The 20,110-nt window shown below is 43.1% G+C and carries 14 protein-coding genes and 1 tRNA gene; 5 read left to right on the forward strand and 10 right to left on the reverse strand.

The features are described 5' to 3' along the window. Positions 1-42 precede the first annotated feature (42 nt). The 3 genes from ZOBGAL_RS10785 to ZOBGAL_RS10795 all read left to right on the forward strand — a co-directional run bounded on the left by ZOBGAL_RS10785 (position 43) and on the right by ZOBGAL_RS10795 (position 3,434). On the forward strand, positions 43-1,815 hold the full coding sequence (locus tag ZOBGAL_RS10785; protein ID WP_013993637.1) for a MutS-related protein: 1,773 nt from the start codon (positions 43-45) through the stop codon (positions 1,813-1,815). 24 nt (positions 1,816-1,839) lie between these two features. Continuing rightward, on the forward strand, positions 1,840-2,841 hold the full coding sequence (locus ZOBGAL_RS10790) for a metal-dependent hydrolase (protein ID WP_013993638.1): 1,002 nt from the start codon (positions 1,840-1,842) through the stop codon (positions 2,839-2,841). A 248-nt stretch (positions 2,842-3,089) separates the two neighbouring features. Beyond that, the gene (locus tag ZOBGAL_RS10795) at positions 3,090-3,434 is read left to right on the forward strand and encodes a hypothetical protein (protein ID WP_013993639.1); all 345 of its coding nucleotides are present in this window, start codon (positions 3,090-3,092) and stop codon (positions 3,432-3,434) included. Positions 3,435-3,445: 11 nt separating this feature from the next. Here ZOBGAL_RS10795 and ZOBGAL_RS10800 read toward each other — a convergent pair whose 3' ends face one another. From ZOBGAL_RS10800 to ZOBGAL_RS10810, 3 genes are all read right to left on the reverse strand, one after another. After that, positions 3,446-4,546 carry a DUF4407 domain-containing protein gene (locus ZOBGAL_RS10800; RefSeq protein ID WP_013993640.1) on the reverse strand — a complete coding sequence of 367 codons (1,101 nt, stop codon included), beginning with the start codon at positions 4,544-4,546 and terminating at the stop codon, positions 3,446-3,448. 126 nt (positions 4,547-4,672) lie between these two features. Continuing rightward, entirely contained in the window at positions 4,673-6,358 is a 1,686-nt protein-coding gene (locus tag ZOBGAL_RS10805) for a M56 family metallopeptidase (protein WP_013993641.1), read from the reverse strand. Between the two features lie 2 nt (positions 6,359-6,360). Next, positions 6,361-6,726, reverse strand: a complete 366-nt coding sequence (locus ZOBGAL_RS10810) for a BlaI/MecI/CopY family transcriptional regulator (protein ID WP_046287453.1) — start codon at positions 6,724-6,726, stop codon at positions 6,361-6,363. Between the two features lie 293 nt (positions 6,727-7,019). On the opposite strand from ZOBGAL_RS10810, the gene ZOBGAL_RS10815 reads away from it, so the two are divergent. Next, positions 7,020-7,598, forward strand: a complete 579-nt coding sequence (locus tag ZOBGAL_RS10815; RefSeq protein ID WP_013993643.1) for a PhnA domain-containing protein — start codon at positions 7,020-7,022, stop codon at positions 7,596-7,598. 40 nt (positions 7,599-7,638) lie between these two features. Here ZOBGAL_RS10815 and ZOBGAL_RS10820 read toward each other — a convergent pair whose 3' ends face one another. Further along, complete coding sequence (locus ZOBGAL_RS10820) at positions 7,639-9,027, reverse strand: dipeptidase (protein ID WP_013993644.1); 1,389 nt, start codon at positions 9,025-9,027, stop codon at positions 7,639-7,641. Positions 9,028-9,141: 114 nt separating this feature from the next. Here ZOBGAL_RS10820 and ZOBGAL_RS10825 point away from each other — a divergent pair. Continuing rightward, positions 9,142-9,223, forward strand: a tRNA-Leu gene (locus ZOBGAL_RS10825). 444 nt (positions 9,224-9,667) lie between these two features. On the opposite strand, the gene ZOBGAL_RS10830 is transcribed toward ZOBGAL_RS10825, so the two are convergent. The 6 genes from ZOBGAL_RS10830 to ZOBGAL_RS10855 form a co-directional block, all read right to left on the reverse strand. Beyond that, complete coding sequence (locus tag ZOBGAL_RS10830; RefSeq protein ID WP_013993645.1) at positions 9,668-10,465, reverse strand: 3-keto-disaccharide hydrolase; 798 nt, start codon at positions 10,463-10,465, stop codon at positions 9,668-9,670. Between the two features lie 91 nt (positions 10,466-10,556). Next, a complete protein-coding gene (locus ZOBGAL_RS10835) occupies positions 10,557-12,317 on the reverse strand; it encodes a RagB/SusD family nutrient uptake outer membrane protein (protein WP_013993646.1) in 1,761 nt (586 codons plus the stop codon). 9 nt (positions 12,318-12,326) lie between these two features. Then, complete coding sequence (locus ZOBGAL_RS10840) at positions 12,327-15,857, reverse strand: TonB-dependent receptor (protein WP_197541285.1); 3,531 nt, start codon at positions 15,855-15,857, stop codon at positions 12,327-12,329. A 153-nt stretch (positions 15,858-16,010) separates the two neighbouring features. Continuing rightward, positions 16,011-17,180, reverse strand: coding sequence for a FecR family protein (locus tag ZOBGAL_RS10845; RefSeq protein ID WP_013993648.1), 1,170 nt, complete (start codon positions 17,178-17,180; stop codon positions 16,011-16,013). Between the two features lie 63 nt (positions 17,181-17,243). After that, positions 17,244-17,846 (reverse strand): RNA polymerase sigma-70 factor, encoded by a 603-nt coding sequence (locus tag ZOBGAL_RS10850; protein ID WP_316932908.1) that lies wholly within the window; start codon positions 17,844-17,846, stop codon positions 17,244-17,246. Between the two features lie 662 nt (positions 17,847-18,508). After that, complete coding sequence (locus ZOBGAL_RS10855; RefSeq protein WP_013993651.1) at positions 18,509-20,098, reverse strand: hypothetical protein; 1,590 nt, start codon at positions 20,096-20,098, stop codon at positions 18,509-18,511. Between the last annotated feature and the right edge of the window lie 12 nt (positions 20,099-20,110).

Raw genomic sequence — 20,110 nt, forward strand, 5'->3', positions numbered from 1 at the left:
AACATTACCCCAATAATCATATATAAATCCTTGTAGGATACTATGCAGCAATTGAATTCTTTTTATCGTGGCGAAATTGAAAAATACTCCAAAGAACTGGCGAAAATAAAAAAGCAACTCTTTGCTTCAAGTATGTTGCGCCTGGCCATATTTGGAGCGGCAGGTTTTGCAATCTATTGGTTTTTTGGCGATTCCAAATGGGTTATGGGCGTGATTTTGGTAACGATCGTGCTTTTCCTTTTTCTTGTGACCCGACATGCGGGACTCCAATATCAGCGCGATAGGCTGATGGCCTTGTTGCGCATCAACCAAACGGAACTCGATGTATTGGATCGCCGATTTCACGATTTGCCACAAGGAGAAGAGTTCAAGGACCCCTTGCATTATTTCAGTCAAGATATTGATCTGTTCGGAAGGGGCTCTTTTTTCCAGTATGCCAACCGAACCGCCCTAAAGCAGGGGGCGGAGACTTTTGCGGCCTTGTTCAAGGCCAATGAAATAGAAGGGATTGAACAGAAGCAGGAAGCGATTAAAGAATTGGCCCAAATGCCCGAATGGCGACAGAATTTTTCGGCCATAGCTTCGCTTACCAGAATAGAGGGAAAGACCGATTCTATAGTCAAATGGCTGGCCGACTATACCGCTTTCGTACCGAAAATCATGCGTTACCTGCCTATGGTCTTTTCAGGGGGGTCGGCGTTGTTGTTCGGACTGTATTTTGCCGATTTGGCTCCTGAGTCGGCCTTGATCTTGTGGCTAGTGGTAGGTATGGGCATCACAGGGGTATATACCAAGAAAATTACGAAACTCGGTTCCGATGCTTCAAAAGTGCAGAGCACTTTTCAGCAATACAACAAGTTGCTGACCTTGATTGAAAATACCGAGTTTACTTCCGATTATTTAAAGGAGTTGAAAGGCAATGTACTTCATGAACGGGAAAAGACCTCCTTGATCATTGCCCAATTTTCGAAACAGCTCAATAGTCTCGACAAAAACAACAACGTAATCTACCTCTTTTTGGCCAATGGCTTTATGTTGCGTACGTTGACCCACTGTTATGAAATAGAGAAATGGATTGCCGCCCACGGTAATTTTGTGGAAAAATGGTTTGATGCCATCGCCTATTTCGATGCATATAACAGTCTGGGGAATTTTGCCTTTAACCATCCGGACTACCATTACCCGACCATTAATGATGGGGGCGTGGTCTTACGGTCGGAAGGGGCCGGACATCCTTTGTTGGACCCGGAGAAAAGTGTATTGAACGTTTTTAAGATAGACCGCGAACAGTTCTTTATCGTTACCGGTGCCAATATGGCGGGCAAGAGTACCTTTTTGCGTACCGTCTCATTGCAAATCGTAATGGCCAATGTAGGGCTGCCGCTTTGTGCCCAAAAGGTCGAGTACTCGCCTATAAAATTGATTACGAGTATGCGTACCACCGATTCGTTGACCGATGACGAGTCGTATTTCTTTTCGGAGTTGAAACGCTTGAAATTTATTGTTGACGAAATTCAAAACGACCGCTATTTTATTGTCTTGGATGAAATTCTAAAAGGAACCAATAGTACCGACAAGGCCGAAGGAAGCCGTAAGTTCGTAGAACGATTGGTGGCTTCTAAGTCAACGGGAATAATCGCTACCCATGATTTAAGCCTTTGTGAAGTGGCCCATGAGCTGCCACAGGTAGAGAATCATTATTTCGATGCGGAAATCATAGACGATGAGCTTCACTTTGATTATAAGTTCAAAGACGGGATCTGCCAGAACATGAACGCCTCCTTTTTATTAAAGAAGATGCAGATCGTAGAATAGGAATTTTATTAAAGATGCCAGTACATGGATTCGTTGACACAAATAGTTTTGGGTGCTGCCGTTGGAGAAGCGGTTTTAGGCAAGAAAGTTGGTAATAAGGCCATGCTCTATGGGGCCATTGCGGGTACCATTCCTGATTTGGATGTGATGGCGCGTTTCCTTTTTGATACCGTTACCGCTACCGAAATACACCGCGGCTTCAGTCACTCTATATTTTTTGCCATACTTTTTGCACCCATTTTCGGTTGGCTTCTTTCAAAAATAGAACGCAAGGGCGGGGCAAGCTTCAAAGATTGGAGCTGGTTAATGTTCTGGGGCTTGTTTACGCACCCTGTTCTCGATGCGTTTACTACCTGGGGCACGCAATTGTTTTGGCCCTTTAAGACGCGATTGGCCTTTCAGAATATATTTGTTATCGACCCCTTGTATACCCTTCCCTTTATCGTGTTTCTGGTTATGGCCATGCGTCAGAAAAAAACATCGCCCAAAAGAAAAAGATATAACCGGTTGGGGCTAACGGTCAGTACGGCCTATTTGGTAACGACCTTGATCTTGAAATGGGTCGCTTATCGGCAGTTTTCCTATAGTTTGGAGGCACAGGGCATCGCCTACGAGAAGTTGGATACCCGTCCTACTCCGTTCAACACCATCTTATGGTCGGCCAATGTAGATGCCGGTGATGTGTATTTAATAGGCGAGTATTCTTTTTTCGATACCAAGGAAATCGTTTTTAGGTCCTATCCTAAGAACCATCAACTTTTGGGGGACTTGAGCTCCGACGAAAAGATAGAACGCCTCATTAAGGTGACCGAAGGGTGGTACACCATTAATAAAAAAGAAGACGGACTCTATTTTAACGATCTCCGATTCGGACTGATTAGTCTAGATCCCAAAGAAAGTCGGTTTGCCTTTACTTATGCGCTAAGACCGAGCGATAACGGACTAAGTATCTATGAAACACCCAAATACAGAAAAGATGCCAAGCGTTTGCTGGGCGCGCTATGGCAGCGAATTTGGGGGAATTAGTAAGGGGCGCTACCCGCTTCATTTCACCGAAACCATAAAGGTGAGTTAAAAAGTAGTTTCTGAACAATAAAAAGGGGGTTCTGTCGTAATAGCAGTAATGATGTTAGGTTTTTGGGTTAACATCTTTTTTTTAAACGATAACTTAATTTTTTTAAGGTTTCACAACAAACAAAAAAATGGCGATAGTATAATCCTTACCTTTAAATACAATGAGAGAAAGATGGTTGTGCTAAAACGTGGTAGATTTTATGGAGCATTTTGAGGGCTATAAGTTAGAGAGACCAAGTTTAAACTATGTGGAAAACCTCATAGGAGCGAGGGATTTAGATTTTGAACAAAAATTTATTTCCTTATTGAAATCCGAATTTTCATGGGACCTGGGCAAATATTTGTACCATATTAAGCTAGGCGAGCCTAGGGCCGCTGCCGAGATTGTCCACAAGCTGAAATACAAGATCAGTATTCTGGGTATGGAGAAAACCTTTCTCTTTGCCGAAGAACATAAAGAAAGGCTGCACTCAGGGGATACAATCTTTGATGGAGACTTTAAGGAAGTGTTGAAAAAAATAAACGTCTTCTTAGAATTTGTGTAAATAAAATTGGGTCAAAGTTGTTTTGCCTGTAGGTCTTTAAAGGCATCCGCCTGAAGTATGAATAGCTCTTCCGCTTTCTTCTTTTTGTAGGCGTATACGGCTTCTTCGCGTTTTATTTCACTGTATATTTTTTCATTTAGGGCAATATCGGTAGCCAATATTTCATTGCGCTGCTGTATTTTTTGTTGTGCCCAAGTGTGGACCATGTGTTCCTCTTCTTCCAGTTTAATGTCGTATGGACCTTTGGGGGCCAATAATTTGGCAATAATGGGTGAGGTTTCAATGGCCAAAAACAATAGGAAGATAAAGAAGGAAGGCCACCAAGGCAGCTCGTTCAGGGCATTGATACGGGCCATGAGTCCGTCAAAACCCTCTATTACGGGTTGTGAGTTTTTGACCACATCGGAATACTCCGCATTTAAAGTTTCAATCTGATTTTCGATGGCGATGATTTTCTGTTTGTTGTTCTCTTTTAATTGCTGAAGTTCGGCTAAGGCTGCATCGTGTTTTTGGCGTTTTTCTTCGTAAACCGGGCCTTTGCCTAGTTTTAAGGTGCCGGCGGTACCTTCGGCCTCACTGATATAGGTGTTGTATAGGGCATCGGTTTCTGCGGTTTTACGGGTGATTTCGTTTTTTAATTGGGTGATATCGGCATTCAGTTTTTCAATGGCCGGGGTATACTGCAGGGCGAGTTGATTTTTGTTGGCCAGGGTCATTTCGTTCTTTTGCTCCAATAAGACTTGATTGATTTCCTTTTCGAAAATTTTTATTTCCAAGGGCTTTGAGATGACCACGGCTATGATAACGGCCAGTGCAATACGTGGTGTGGCCTGTAAAAGTTCATTGCCGAAACTGTTCCGCTTTTTGATGGTCGATACAATAAAACGATCCAGATTGAAAATAAGGAGTCCCCATATCAAACCAAAGAAAACGGAGGTGTATACGTTGTCAAAAACGGTGTAGAGGGCATAACTGCTGGCAATAAAGGCCATAAGGGCCGTAAAGAATACGGTGGCGCCAATACCGGCGTATTTGTTCTGTTCGCCATTGGAACAGGTTTTTAGAATGGAGGTGTCGGCCCCCGAGCAGAGGATAAAAAATTGTTGTACCATGATGTTCGATTTTTTTTGATGATTCCCATAAATGGGTTGATTGATGATGAATAGTAGGTAAGTTACGTTTTTTGTTACAAAAAAAGCCTTCTGTTTAGAAGGCTTTAAGACTTGGTCTGGTTGAGTTTAGGGGTTAATTTCTATTGGGTTTAGCGATAGCTTGACCTTGGGACGACCGTCCGTACCGTAGCGCAAATCAATATTGATGCTTTTGTTTTCCTCAAGCAATTGAATCGCTTTTGTATAGCTGATTTCCTTTTCGTCTAGGTAGAATACCGCATTTTTGTCCGCCAGTGTCCGAACATGTTCTAAAGGGGACGGTGGTTCGGGCGGATTAGGGGGAGCCTGTATAAATGTATTGGGAACAAGGTTGGGGGTGATATTACCGGTGTGGAGGTTTAGGTGTTCTATCATACTGACTTCATCATAGATTTCTTGATTTTCAATAATCTCCTCTATACGTTTTTCAAAAGCGGCAACTTCGGTTTTGTTTACGGGCATAATGAAGGTCTCCTCTGGTGGGGCCGGAGGGCTAGGTGGTTCCGGCAACTCGGGAAAGGGCTGTGCACTGGCACGTTGTTTTGTTGTCATTTCGGCATATAGATAGGCCATACGGTCCACATCCGTTTTTAGGATACGTATGTTTTTCCCCTTGGTCAGCATTTTATTGTATTTTTTGGCCAATGCATTGTATTCGGCTATTTCTTCAGCGCATGCGCCATTGTTATGGGTTTGGTTGTTTTGGCATTCAGGAAAGGGTTGTGCTTCGTTCCGCTGTTTTTTTGACATTTTACCATAGATAAGTTCTAGGGTCTTTAAATCTTCTAAAGCTATATTTCTTGTCTCTTTAGGGATGGCATTGTATTTTTTGGCCAGTGCATTATAGCGTTTCACTTCTTGCTTTTTGGCTTCGCTTTGATAGGCCTGTACAGCTGATGTTTCTTTCGGCAATGTTATCTGTTCACTAAAACCAAATAGAAGCATGGTAATTAAGGGCACCACGGCGACACTTCTTAAGACCACCGATTTTCTAGAGCTTGTTTTTTTCATGACTGTAAAACGTTTTTTGATTGATGAATAATTGATGGCGTTAGCCAAACTCGACTGATTATCTTTAAGGTTTGTTGATGAGGCAAACGCTAAAAGTATATTTTGATATGTGGGGGTAGGGGTTCCTTGGTTTAGAACGGCGCGGTCGGCAAGAAATTCATGGTTTAGTTTGATCCAGTTTTTTATGATGTATATAAGCGGATTGAACCAAAGGATGATTTGCAATACCTCTACGAAAAGAATATCGAGACTGTGTTTTTGTTTCGCATGTGTCGCTTCGTGAAGTAATACCTCTTCAGGAATTTCTTGGGCTTCAAATTTTTGTTTGTTCAAGAAAATATAATTGAAAAAGGTATGCGGAGTCGTGGCATCTTGGAGCAACACATTGATGAAGGTTTGCATTCTCAGTTTTGGGTTGTTCTGAATATTGATAAGGATTCGGCCCAAATTTTTTAAAAATCGGATAGAAAAAACCAACACCCCTAAAATGTAGAGGGCCCAGAGTATATGGGCGACGTCAAAGGAGGTGGCCGTTTGGGTTGCCGGGGCAAGGTGGGCTTGGAGCTTAGGTGTCTCCACCGTGAGCGGTGCGGCCTCAACATATTCGACAAAGGTAATAGAGGGAATGGTGAACGATAGCAAGAGGGCCGCTGCAAGGTATAGGCGTTTAAAGCCGTGCATTGGCTGGGTTTCTAATAGCAGCTTGTAAAAGGCCATAAAAATGGCCAAGCAGGCAGATGATTTTAGAAGGAACACTTCCATGGCTATCGCTTTTTGATTTCGTTGTCTATCAGCTTTCGTAGATCTTCCAATTCTTCTTTGCTCAGGTCGGTTTCTTGGGTAAAAAAAGAAGCGAACTGACCAGGGCTGTCGTTGAAAAAATTCTTGATGAGTCCGTTTACGTGCTTCGAGAAATACTCCTTTTTCTTGACCAGCGGATAGTATTCGCGAGAGCGTCCTAAACTTTTATAGGCTACAAAGCCTTTGTCCGTCATGCGCTTTAGAAGGGTGGCAATGGTCGTTGTTGCCGGTTTGGGTTCTGGGTAGGCTTCCAAAAGGTCTTTCATGAAGGCTTTTTTTTGCTTCCATAAGAGGTTCATTAGTTCTTCTTCGGCTTTTGATAATTTCATGCTGCATCTTCTTTTTGTTCTACAAACATAGAATAAAAATTTAAATTCTACAAATGTAGAGCAATTAGGGCCGCCCATTTTTTTGGGAGATTGGGGCTTATTTGGTGTTCGTCTGCGTTAGGGATAGGAGTGGAAAGCCCGCATTCGCCTTTTGGCGAAGCGTACTTGAAACGTATAGCCCGGCCCCGTTTTGTTACGGGGAACGCCCTTGTTAAAATTTCTGTTATAAAAGTGTAGGTCGTGTACGTCTTGTTAAGGTTGAAACCGTTAAATTTGGCGAATATTTAACAATTATGAGTGTACTTGAAGAATTGAAAAAGAGGAGTGGCAATGCCTGCGAACTATGTGGGGCCACTGACGAACTGAATGTGTATGAGGTGCCTCCGGTTTCTACAGGAGGAATCGATGGCAGTATTTTGGCCTGTGCGACCTGTACGGGACAAATTGAAAATCCCGATACTACCGATGCCAACCACTGGCGTTGTTTAAATGATAGCATGTGGAGCGAGCACGATGCCGTAAAGGTGGTGGCTTGGCGTATGCTTTCGCGTTTGAAGGAAGAGGGCTGGCCCAAAGACCTGCTCGATATGATGTATATGGAAGACGAAGCCTTGGAGTGGGCGAAAGCCACGGGTGAAGGTCTTGCGGAAAGCGAGAAAATCATTCACCGCGATGTCAACGGTGTTATCTTGGAAAACGGTGACAACGTGGTACTCGTAAAAGACTTGAAGGTAAAAGGCTCGAGTATGGTAGCCAAGCAAGGTACGGCGGTGCGCCGAATTTCATTGGATCGCGAGAATGCCGAATATATTGAAGGCAAGGTCGATGGCCAACAGATAGTGATCATTACGAAATACGTAAAGAAGACATAAAAAAAAGGGAATCGGTCTAGGATCGATTCCCTTTTTTCCTTTACCGGTTCATTTCCGTAAAGTGATGGTAGAAATAGGGTATGGTCTCAATACCCTTTAGATAGTTCCAAACCCCGAAATGTTCGTTGGGCGAGTGTATAGCGTCGCTATCGAGCCCGAAGCCCATAAGAATGGTCTTGCTGTTCAATTCTTTTTCGAATAGGGCCACAATGGGAATGCTGCCCCCGCTACGTTGTGGAATCGGTTTTTTGCCGAAGGTAGTTTCGTAGGCCTTTGATGCCGCTTGATAGGCTATAGTGTCAATTGGGGTTACATAGCCTTGTCCGCCGTGATGGGGGGTTACTTTTACGGTAACGCCTTTGGGGGCGATACTTTCAAAGTGGGTCTTGAACAATTGGGTAATTTCTTGCCAATCTTGGTGGGGTACCAAACGCATGGATATCTTGGCGTAGGCCTTACTGGCTATTACCGTTTTTGCACCTTCGCCGGTGTAGCCGCCCCAAATTCCGTTTACGTCCAATGTAGGCCGTATGCTGTTACGTTCATTGGTGCTATAGCCTTTTTCTCCGTCAACGGATGCAATGTCGAGTGCGTTTTGATAGGCTTCAAGGCTAAACGGGGCCTTGGCCATTTCTGCCCGTTCTTCTTGGGAGAGTTCTTCTACCTTGTCGTAAAATCCGGGAATGGTAATATGGTTGTTCTCGTCATGGAGGGAGGCGATCATTTTGGTAAGTGCATTGATCGGATTTGCCACGGCACCACCGTAGAGTCCTGAATGTAAGTCCCGATTGGGTCCGGTTACCTCTACTTCTACATAGCTAAGGCCCCGCAGTCCCGTAGTGATGGACGGTACGTCGTTGGCGATCATTCCGGTATCGGAAATCAGGATGATATCGTTGGCCAGTTTTTCACGGTTATTGGCTACAAAAACCCCCAAGTTGTTACTGCCTACCTCTTCTTCGCCTTCGATCATGAATTTTACGTTACAGGGCAATTGGCCGGTCTTGACCATAAATTCCAATGCCTTTACGTGCATGTACATTTGTCCTTTGTCATCGCAAGCGCCACGGGCGAATATGGCCCCTTCGGGATGGATTTCGGTTTCTTTGATGACCGGTTCAAAGGGAGGGGAGTTCCATAGCTCCACCGGGTCGGGGGGTTGTACGTCGTAATGGCCGTACACTAAAACCGTGGGAAGGTTTGGGTCTATCGTCTTTTCTCCGTAGACGATAGGGTAGCCATCCGTTTCACAAATTTCTACGGTATCGCAACCTGCATTTTCTAGCGCGGTCTTTACCGCTTCAGAGGTGTCGATAACATCTTGGGAGAAGGCGGAGTCGGCGCTGACCGAAGGTATGCGTAGTAGTTGTATGAGTTCATCTAAGAACCTTTGCTTATTTTTTTGAATGTAATCTTGTACGTTTTGCATGGAGCAAATTTAGAGTGTAATTTAAAAATACGAAAAAGAACGTTTTTATATGAAGGAAAATTTAGAGAATTAAAATTTTGCATTATATTTGCATCCCAATTTGATATTGGAAATGCAGGCGTGGTGGAATTGGTAGACACGCTAGACTTAGGATCTAGTGCCGCAAGGTGTGAGAGTTCGAGTCTCTCCGCCTGTACAACGGGAAGCCTTTCAGGAAACTGAGAGGCTTTTTTTGTGGGTGATGTTTCGGGGTGTGAAAGAATAAGGAGAGGCGAGAAGCCTGCTCCGCCTGTACAACGGGAATCCTGTCCCGAGCATGGCCTCGGGAAGCCTTTCAGGAAACTGAGAGGCTTTTTTTGTGGGTGATGTTTCGGGGTGTGAAAGAATAAGGAGAGGCGAGAAGCCCGTCCCGAGCATGGTCTCGGGAAGCCTTTCAGGAAACTGAGGGGCTTTTTTTGTGGGTGATGTTTCGGGGTGTGAAAGAATAAGGAGAGGCGAGAAGCCTGCTCCGCCTGTACAACGGGAATCCTGTCCCGAGCATGGCCTCGGGGAGTCTGCCTTTAATGTACATCATACAAAAGCCGACTTTTGACAGTCGGCTTTTTGCTTTTAAAACGTATGGCTTATGGATAATGCCTAACTATAGTTTTCTGATTTTTATATTTCTGAACCATATAGGGCTCGAATGATCTTGAAGACCGATATAGCCTGTCTTGAATTTTCCGTAATCCTTGCTGTTTTTCCATTTATCGGAATTCTTCTTTTCATACCATTCTTTAGACCATGGTTTAAAGGAAAGCAACTTTTTACCGTTAAGCCAATGTTCGACCCGTTCTGGGGTAAATACGATTTTTGAGGAATTCCATTCGCCCACGGGATGCAAAACCTTTTGCGAGGCATCGGGTGGGTGCATGGCATAGTCTGCACCGGTCTGTTGCAAGGGCTTTAATTCTTCAGGCTTGACCGTATACCCCAAGCTCTTGTTGTATGCCGTTAGGTCGTGTATTTCCGCATAGTTTTCATCATCGATGAGTTGGTATTCGGGAGATACTACGGGAGGACCGTCATAGCCTTCCTTTAAATGGTAGAATATACCGCTATTTCCGCCTTTTGGAAGTTTCCATTCAAGATACAGTTCAAAGTTTTCGAACTCTTCGGCTCCATAGATAATATCTTTTCCGCCTTTGTAGTTCTGTTCGAGTCCTAACTCGGTATCAAAGGTTAGGGCCCCGTCTTTTACGACCCAGCCTGGAGGTAGGGTTTCTCCGTTATAGGCACGCCATCCAGTGGTCGTTTTGCCGTCAAAAAGATAGATCCAGTCATCGGTTTCCGCAACTGCATCATTTGTGCTTTCAGCCGTTTTTGCCTCTTTTTTTGCCTCGGTTTTGCAACTGGCCAAGACCAGGGTAAATAGAAATAAGACAATAGTCTTTTTCATGGTTTTCGGTTTTATTGTTTTTTGTTTGTTTTGACATTTAAAATTTACGACAGACTTTTACATCTGCCGTAAATTGATATGTTATGGGCACTTACTGAAGGGTAGGGTCAAAAGTTCCTCCCCAATTGATATTCTGTTCCAATGCGGTGTTTCGGTCTAAAACACCTTTTTGAATTGGGAAAAAGTAATAGTTTTCAGGAAGTGTACTTGTTTGCACTCCCGAGCGCGGTACCTGTAGTACGGAGTATTTGAAGTTCGATTCTTCAAGTTCGTAGGTGTCGGCCAAGCCTCGCGCCTTTCCTATGGCCATTTCACTTTCATCGGCTTCAATGGCAATAGCTTCGACCCCTTCTTTTGTGGTGCCGTTAAGACGGTCCAATAACCGGAGTCTTCTTAAATCCCAAAAACGAAACCCTTCAAAACAAAATTCGATGTTTTTTTCCGCCAATATGGCTTCTCTTACTTCCTCTCTGCTAGAAGCGGTAATTCCATAATTACCATCGGTGCCCGGTTCGATGCCGGCTCTTTCACGAATTTGTTTAAGAATACTCAAAGCGGTGCCAGAATCGCCTGTTTCATTGGCCGTTTCAGCATAATTGAACATTACTTCGGCAAAGCGCATGACCACATAGTCTAGGTCGTATTGTTGTACTTCGGCCTGGGTCAGGTTAAGAAGGCTGTTCTTTAAAATAAAGAAGCCTGTATATCGATCTAGGTTGGTAGAGTTTGTATTGGCATTGGGGTTGATTCCAAAATCATCCAATTCATGGGCAATTCCCAACGCGGTATACTGTCTTCTGCCGGTTTTACCGGAAACTTCATAGGTCTTTCCGTTCCAAACGATAGATTTATCGAATCTAGGATCTCGGTTTTTCCAATAATTCTGAAGAAACTCTTCATCTGACATGTTATAGATACTGAGTGGATCATTGTAGAGCCTTCCGTCTTTCATTGGAAATTCCTTTACAAATTCCCAAGTAGGGCATGCACTTGCCGCTCCTCTACTTTCGGAGCCCGGACGGACACCATGGTCCCATGCGGCAGTTTTGTTCGGGTAGGTGTTTATGACGGAGAATACCACCTCTTTGTTACGTTCCTCTAACGCGATATTAGCGTAGTCGTCAACGAGTCCGTAACCTTGTCCCAACAATGATTCATAGGCCAGTTTATTGGCGGTATGGGCTTCTTGCCAATACGCGTTGTCCCATGGCTGGGAAGGATTGAATTGTGGAGAGGCTTTGTAAAGCAGCACTTTTGCTTTGAAAGCTAGGGCGAAATTGCCATCTATCTTTCCGTATTCGCTTGATGCAGATACAATATGTTCAGGAAGAAGTTCGATCGCCTTATCAATGTCTTCTTGAATAAAATCGAAGCATTCCATGGTAGAATTTCTAGGAACATTAAGCTCGTCTTCGTACCTGTCTTGAGGTATTTTTATGTAAGGTACGCCCCCATGGTACTTGACCATGTTGAAATAGGTGTACGCTCGCATAAAAAGTGCCTGACCGATAATGTTGTCCTTTACCGGTTGCGGAAGTGTTCCGCTTTCAACATCGATAAGGGCTTGGTTAATGAGACGGATCCTAGAGTAATCCCAGTTTTTGAAATTTCCGTTTGAAATGGTGATCCTATCGGCATACCATTCTATGCCCGCCAGTTGTTGGCTTAATTTATCGGCGCCGGAATTCCAATTGCCGAACATGGAATATAAATTGACCATGTAGGCATTGGCCAGGTTTTCATCGTTCCAAACGGCCTCAGGGCTGTAGTTGTTAATATCCTCTATATCGAGAACATCTGAGCAGCTCGACAAAAAAGTAAAAAGTCCAAATAAGTATATAAGTTTTTTCATTTCGATCGATTAAAATTTAAAGTTCATTCCAATAGAGTATGATTTCATTACGGGGTAGGAGTCGTAATTTTTCTGTTCTGGATCATGAAACTCGGTAATGTCTGAAATAGAGAAGATGTTCGTTCCGTTGAGGAAGACTTGTGCGCTTGAGATGCCGATGGTTTCGACAATGTCTCTTGGAAGGCTGTATCCTAAGTTTAGGTTCTTAAGTCTAACATAAGCGCCGTCATGTATCCAAAAAGAGGTAGCCCCTGTACCGGATTCATACCAGTTTCGTCCTACGACCCTTGGGTATTCGGCATCTGGATTTTCGGGAGTCCAGACATCACTGGCCCAAATAGGGTAGTATGGACGGACTGTACCTCCGTGTTGCCGCATTCCGGCCCCTTCTTGGTTGCTTATGATACGATCGTAATTGCTGACACCTTGAAAGTGGGCATCTAGTGTAAAATTCCCCAGGCCGAAGTTAAAGCCAAAGCCATAGTTGATCCTAGGGGTGGCATTTTCTGAAAGCAATTGAAAATCGTTTCCATCAATTTTGCCATCCGGACCCTTGGAATAGCCATCCCCTCTAATATCCTCAAAATAAAGTCCCCCTAAATAAGGATCTCTACCGAATTGGGTAAAGCCATCGGCAAGAAGGCCGTCTAATTGCTCTTGTGTACGAACAATACCCATCGATTTTAAGCCGAAGATGCGGTTTATGGGTTGTCCGATTTGTGATTCGGACTCCCTTAATCCACCCGGTTCGAAAATGGGGTCTTGATCAATTTTGTCCCATTGATCTTTCGCGTACCCTATATTTCCGTATATCGAATATTTAAATTTTCCATCTTCTGAAAAATCACGCCACATGACCGAAAGTTCACCGCCGCGCCAAGATCTTTCCGCGTAATTCTCCGGTGCTAAAGACTGACCGTAATTATCAGGAAGGGTTACTAATCTTGAACCTAAAATATCGACTTCCTTTTTATTAAAGACATCGATGGATCCCACCAGTTTCTTTCCAAAGGTTTCAAAATCGATACCTGCATTATATGTAGTGGAAGTGGCCCATGTCAGGTTGGGGTTGGGGGTCGATCCGGGGCCTATACCGCGGTACAGGTCGTTTCCGAAAATATAACTGCCGTTGTTCTGGTATGTATTCATAAAAGAGAACGGTGATATTCTATTGTTGTTGACATCTAAGTCATTACCGGTGGTACCGTAGGAAACCCTTAATTTAAGCTCGTTCAACCAATTGGTCTCAGGTATAAACGACTCTTCGGAGATTCTCCAGGCACCGGAAAAAGAAGGGAAAAAGCCCCAACGTCCTTCTTCGGGAAACAAGGTATTTCCATCGTACCTAAATGAAAATTCGGCGATATAACGTTCCTTAAAATCGTAATTGGCCCGGCCTATTATTGATTGTCTAGCCCCTATTTCTTCATATCCTCTTCCGTATCGTCGTTCCGCATCGGTCGAGTATACAAAGTCTTGGTCGTAATTGGTTACCGGGTCTTCTGCCTTGGCATAAGCCCCGTAAAGACCGTTTTCTGCCTGTTCGAATACTACCATGGCACTCACTCCGTGTTTGCCAAAGGTATTTTTGTAGTTAATGAACCAATCTGCCTGATATTCCCAAGAAGTATTTATGTTATAACTTATAAATTCTTGATTTTGGCTGAAAGTAAAGGTGTTGGTTTTGTTGGGGTCTGGAGGTGCGGGAATAAATCGGTTTCCGTCGGGATCGGCTTGGTTGAAAACGTAGTTTTCTTGGAAGGTCAAAAAGTGCTTACGCATGTAATCTTCCGCCAAATAGCTTCCTACGAATTTAGTGGATAGTCCGGGAACAAAATCGTCTAAATCGATATCCAAGGAAATTATGGAGCTAAGCTGTCTCTTTCTGGTCTTGATATATCTATCACCGACTATTTGGTCGATTACACTCCATGCCAACCAGCTTCCCATAGGGGTTTGTACTGGGTAGTCGGTAATCTGGTTGCTGGGAGTGCCATTGGCTTCAGTGTAAAATGGATAGGTCTTAGGCCAGTTAAATGTAACCCGGTATAAATCGGAGACATCATAATCGTCATCTGGGGAAAAAGGCCAGTAAAAACGATCGTGGTTTTGTTGGCTTGCCGCTATATTTACATCTAAGGTTATACTTTTTGAAAGTTTGGCAGAGACGTTCGACCTAAGGTTGAACTTGTCGTAATCAAGTCCTTTGAACGAACCTTCTTCGCTGCGGTAACTGGCAAGGGTGTAATAGGTTACCGCCTTACCTCCACCGGCTACACTCATTGAATAATCAAGACTTGAGGGGTTTCTCCAAATAAAATCGTTGACGTTGTAGCTCTTATCTTTGAAATAGTCAAATTCAACATCTCCATTGGGAGGTGTTGTTCCGTTGAATTCGGCGACACGGTTTTGATAGATCAGTTCATCCGTTGCCGTAGTCAGATCGGAAAGAAGGGTCTGTGTAGGCTGTGAAGACGAATAGGAGGTCTGAAAGTTGAAAACCGGTTTTTGTTCGACACCCTTTTTGGTGGTGACCAGTACAACGCCGTTACCGGCCCGAGATCCATAGATAGAAGCGGTGGCCGCATCTTTTAAGAAGCTCAATTGGTCTACTTCGTTCGCATTAAGGGCGTCAAAGGCCTCTTTGTCCCTTACGATACCATCGATTACATACAGGGGTTCGCCAAAACTCCCCCTAATTCGAATACTTGAAGAGGCTCCCGATAAACCGGAAGAGTTGGTGATGTTCACTCCAGGGGCGCGACCGGCAAGTGTGTTTGACAGATTGTTTGTTGGAATCTCATTTAATTCCTCTGTTTTGATAGTGGTTATAGCGCCTGTTAGGTTCACTTTCTTCTGTGTACCATAACCTACAACGACTACTTCCTCTAACCCAGAAGCACTTTCCTGCAAGACAACGTCAATCTCATTTCGCCCGTTTATGGCTATGTTTTGGGTAGCGAAACCGATATAATAGAATTCAAGGCTGGCGTTTTCATCGGTTACATTAAGTACGTAATTACCATCAAAGTCACTCTGGGTGCCGTTGGTGGTTCCTTTCTCAACAATGTTAGTACCTGGTAAGGGAACGCCTTGGTCGTCTACGACCGTACCGCTGACCTGAAACTTTTGTTGGTTACTTCCTGTATCTTCTTCCGGTACCTTGGGTTGTAATAGCCGTTTATTGCGAAGTACGATCTGTTTTCCGGATATCTTATAACTGATGTCTGTTTCAGATAAGAGGTTTTCCAATACGGTAAACAATGGGGTTTGGGTGACGCTAATGGTCACTCTTTTCTTGTAGTTGACCTCATTATCTTTATATATGAATTTGTAATCTGTTATAGTTTCGATTTGGTTCAAAGCTTTTTCCAGACTAACATCTTCAAGGTTTAAGGTAATCTTCTCATTTTGTCCATACGTGGAATTTGCATGGATTTGACAAAGAGAGAATACCAAAATAATGATGCTTATTTTCATTTTCATTTCATAGCATAGCTTAATAGGAATAGATTTCCTATTGATGGTTCGTTTTTTCATTACTTTTGTGTCTCGTTATGTGGTTATTAATTTATCCACACCCTAATCGGGAAATGTTAGCGCATTTTCCGATTTTTTATTTGAAATGAACAAATGTCAGGTGTCACTAGCTGTAAATTCTATAGAAGGGTCATTTCATATGGGTTTCTGGTTTTAAGGGTTAATAGTTACTTGGTTGTTGGCGATGGTGTAATCGATTCCGTAATTGTCTTTAAATGTTTTGAGGACCTCGTCTAAGGTTTTGTTGTTGAAGCTGGCAGTAAACAATTCTTCGTCAAGTTCAGGGTTCTTGTTTGTAATGTGTACGTTATAGTGTCTTTCAAGCTTCTTTATGATGTTTTTAAAGGAAAGATGCCTGAAAATCACATCGCCGTTCATCCAAGCGGTGTATATGGAAGTTTCGGCATTTTCTACCATTATTTTCCGGTCCGCCTTATTCAATGAGGCCAAGTGACCAGGGGTCAATAAGGTAGACGTTTCCTTATCATTGACATCCTTATGGCGAAGCTTTACCGAACCTTCGACCAATACCGTGTTTGTAGAGTTGTCCTCAGGGTAGGCCGACACATTGAATTTTGTGCCTAGAACCTTGATGTTGAGTCCGTTTGTATTTACGATAAAGGGCTGTTTTTTATTTTTTGTTACTTCAAAGAAGGCTTCGCCTGTTAGAAATACTTCACGATTTTTATCCTTGATAAATTTTACGGGATATCTAAGCGAAGTTCCCGAATTCAAAACCACGTGGCTGCCATCGGAAAGGATAAGGTCGAAACGTTTACCGTACGGAACGGTAAGGGTGTTGTATGTTAGTTCGTTTAGGGGGGCTTTGTTGCTATACTTTAATTTATTGCCTTGCTGGGTTCCTATCATGTTACCCTTGGAATCCTTTACCTCTGATAGTCCATCTTCTTCGATGACCTGAACGGTCCCGTTTTCCATTTTAAGGGTAATGACATCTGCTTTTTTGTCTTTTTTACAATCCGAGACAACTTTTGGCGAAGGGGTATATGGGTTTCTATCGATATATAAGTAGGTGCATCCAAAGACTATAGCGAGCATGGCGGCGTACTTCAGGGAATTGGCCCAAAGTTTTTTCCTTTTGCCTAGAGCGCTCTGGGCGATGTTTTTCCTATATTGGATGTACCCTTCTTCAACTTTGGAAGTATATTTGGTCTCGTCAAAAGTAGAGACGATATATTCGGCTTTGAGACGGTTGAACTCCTCCTTGTTTTTTTCGGAAGAATTGATCCAATCTTCCACATCTTTTACTTCTTCGGAAGAAGCCGTGTGGTTCAGGTATTTTATGATTGTTTCGTGCTCCATAGTATGGATTATACTATATAGACGATTAAGTAAGGGGGGATACCTAAATGAAATCGAAAAATATTATAAAAAGAGGGTCAAAAACTCCTTGAGATGAAGTCTCATGTGTTTTAAAGCATTGGAAATGTGGTTGTCTACCGTTCTTTTTGAAATGTCTAAGGCCTTAGCTATTTCATAGTGATTCATGCCTTCGACCCTACTCTTCAAGAAAACGTTTTTACACTTTTGGGGAAGTGCTTCGATGGCAAGCTTAATTCGCTTCTCCAAGTCTTTTTCTAAAATGGAAGAAGCAGTTTCATCCATGATGAACTGATTTTGGAAGGCCCTTTTCTTCTCGGAGTAGTTTTTGGAAAACAAATCTTTGACCTTTTCATGCTTAAGTTGGTCTAGGCAAGCATTTTTGGTCATGGTGAAAAGGTAATTGTTGAGGTTGGTGACTTCGCCAAAATTATGTTTCCGCTCCCATACTTTCAAAAATAGGCTTTGAACTACGTCTTCGGCTTCTTGTTCGGAACCAAGATAACCTTCGGCAATATGTAAGAGTTTATCATAATAAATTCGAAAAAGAGCTTCATAAGCAGTTTGATCGCCTTTTTGCAATAGGTGTAAGAAGGAGTCAAGGTTGGTATTTGGCTTATTGTCTTTCAGAATGGAGCGGTCTATAATCGACTAAAATAGTAATAAATTGTTAATTTTTTAATAAATTATCTAGATGTACTTTGGTTTTGATGAATTTCTTTAAATGAGTTGTGTTATTTTATTATTAAGGCTCAAAACAAGAGCCTAAAATTAGGATTTTGTAGCGCTAGGGCTAAGGAGGAGCCTGTAGAGTACATTTCGGGAAGCCTTTGAGGAAACTGAGAGGCTTTTTTTGTGGGTGATGTTTTGTGGGGTGAAAGAATAAGGAGAGGCGAGAAGCCCGTCCCGAGCATGGTCTCGGGAAGTCTCTCCGCCTGTATGAATACAGAAACCTTTTATTTTATTGGGGAGTTGTCGTTTTTAAAAGTTTAGCGCTATGAAGAACACAACCGGTAAAATTAAAATGAGGATGTAAATACGCAAAAGTTAGTCTTTCGGGCCCCGCTAGCTTTCGTCTGTGAAGAGTTTCAATGACTAAAGTGCTCCAATGTTTATCTATATCCCTCACTTTGTAGGCCTCATATACGTTTCCCGATCGCTTGGAAAGTTCGAACACTTTCTCATTTATATTGATAATTAATCTTTAAGAGGGTTTAGAGGTGTACATGCGAGTAAAACGTTTAATAATAAAAAAGGGTGTCTAACTAAATAAACACCCTTTTTCCAATTAAACTAACTCAACAATTTCTCTATGGTCTCAAGCTTGCTTTGGATATACTTATGTTATCCATATAGAATCTGGTAGCCGTGGTGTTGCTTGCGTTATATCCTCTGATCGAAAAGGTTTGTGGAGCCTCTGAAGAGAACTGTACCAGCTGTGAACTATAGACCCATTCACCCGCAGGAATGGCTGTAAGGTCAGGATTTGGCCCTACCCCCCAATCAACATCGGGGAACCAGAAAAACCGCACATCCGCATTGAACATATCACCTGTGTCGGGAGGGTTGACAGATTCTACATATACCCATATACCTATTTCGTACCATTGTCCGGTTTCGAAGCTAAAGGGTATGGCTGCATTGTCGGAATCTACATTGGCGATGATCATTCCCCCGTTTGGCTGCATTTCTACATAAGCACTTTTGGCACCGTCATAGGTTTGGGCCGTTGAAATTTCAAAGGTGTAGCCATCATAAGGAGCTCCCCACCATTGGTATGGCCAATTTGCGGCAGTGTAATTTTCGAAGCTATAATCAAAAGCGCTTCCTTCAAAGATGTTCTCTCCCTTGAATACTACCTGTTGGTCTGTAAAACTCTCTGCGGGGTATGCATCCGTAGTAGCCATACTTCCTGCGGTATAGGAAACGGTAACCGTATCATCATTATAAATCTGATTGCCCGCCAACTTAATGATTACCAAATTACCTTCATCAGGATCGACGGTAACACTTTCTATGGTTACGGGCACATCGGCACCACCGTTTACGACGCTTACGCTAAAGTCCTCTGGGTTAAGTGTCGACTCTTCCATTTCACGACTAAAGTTCAAGGCTATATTCCCGTCTTTTTCGTTAACGGCATCCAAGGTTACGGGTTCTGTGGAAGGAATGATGGTGATTAGATTTTTATAGGTGACCTCGGTTCCTCCTTCCGGTCTTTCCCTGTTCGCGGCAAAGCTAAAATCATAAGATCCCAACTTTTTGTACTTTACATCCAATTCATTCTCGAATACTTCCGAAGATTCCGGGTCGCCCCCGTTCACGGTCCAAATATAATTTTCAGGTTCTCCCTCGGTAGCAACTGTGTACCTGACCGTAGAACCGGCCATAACTTCATTTTTAGCGTTGTCGCCTATGGTAAGGGCATCTCCTAAAGTTCCATCGCTGTTTACGATATTGGCGGAAATGGAAACTTTTACCGCTCCTAAAACCCTAACAATAAAAGTAGTGTCCAGTTCTTTGCCCATTTTGGTGGTACCTACATAGGCATCGCTCTGAAACGTTTGTTGAAGTTTTACCTCATGGTCACCTATTTTTTTGAAATAGGCCCTAACGGTGGCTTCGGAAGAGGTCGCGTCATTGTCGGAACCGGCAATGTCGACAACACCTTCGGGAAAGGTCCAGGTCCTGTTCTCCACACCTGTGGAAACATCCCCAAAAGTGATGTCTTCGTTCAGGTTCACTTTATTGTCAAAATCCATTTCGGAGGTCATTACCACCCTATGGCTGGTTTCTGGTAAAGCGACATCGTCTGCAGGGTCATCATCACAGGACAGCCCTAGTATCATTAGGCCTAAGCCCAGTAGTGTCGGCAATTTGAATTTATATCCTAGTTTCATAATTTTTATTTT

Source organism: Zobellia galactanivorans (assembly GCF_000973105.1).
GTDB classification, from domain to species: Bacteria; Bacteroidota; Bacteroidia; order Flavobacteriales; family Flavobacteriaceae; genus Zobellia; species Zobellia galactanivorans.

Bases quoted from the DNA above. Each gene is read 5' to 3' on its own strand.
- ZOBGAL_RS10800 (WP_013993640.1), bottom strand. From the start codon at position 4,546: ATGGTACAACAATTTTTTATCCTCTGCTCGGGGGCCGACACCTCCATT.
- ZOBGAL_RS10835 (WP_013993646.1), bottom strand. From the start codon at position 12,317: ATGAAAAAACTTATATACTTATTTGGACTTTTTACTTTTTTGTCGAGC.
- ZOBGAL_RS10790 (WP_013993638.1), top strand. From the start codon at position 1,840: ATGGATTCGTTGACACAAATAGTTTTGGGTGCTGCCGTTGGAGAAGCG.
- ZOBGAL_RS10855 (WP_013993651.1), bottom strand. From the start codon at position 20,098: ATGAAACTAGGATATAAATTCAAATTGCCGACACTACTGGGCTTAGGC.
- ZOBGAL_RS10805 (WP_013993641.1), bottom strand. From the start codon at position 6,358: ATGGAAGTGTTCCTTCTAAAATCATCTGCCTGCTTGGCCATTTTTATG.
- ZOBGAL_RS10820 (WP_013993644.1), bottom strand. From the start codon at position 9,027: ATGCAAAACGTACAAGATTACATTCAAAAAAATAAGCAAAGGTTCTTA.
- ZOBGAL_RS10830 (WP_013993645.1), bottom strand. From the start codon at position 10,465: ATGAAAAAGACTATTGTCTTATTTCTATTTACCCTGGTCTTGGCCAGT.
- ZOBGAL_RS10845 (WP_013993648.1), bottom strand. From the start codon at position 17,180: ATGGAGCACGAAACAATCATAAAATACCTGAACCACACGGCTTCTTCC.
- ZOBGAL_RS10810 (WP_046287453.1), bottom strand. From the start codon at position 6,726: ATGAAATTATCAAAAGCCGAAGAAGAACTAATGAACCTCTTATGGAAG.
- ZOBGAL_RS10815 (WP_013993643.1), top strand. From the start codon at position 7,020: ATGAGTGTACTTGAAGAATTGAAAAAGAGGAGTGGCAATGCCTGCGAA.
- ZOBGAL_RS10785 (WP_013993637.1), top strand. From the start codon at position 43: ATGCAGCAATTGAATTCTTTTTATCGTGGCGAAATTGAAAAATACTCC.
- ZOBGAL_RS10795 (WP_013993639.1), top strand. From the start codon at position 3,090: ATGGAGCATTTTGAGGGCTATAAGTTAGAGAGACCAAGTTTAAACTAT.
- ZOBGAL_RS10840 (WP_197541285.1), bottom strand. From the start codon at position 15,857: ATGAAAAAACGAACCATCAATAGGAAATCTATTCCTATTAAGCTATGC.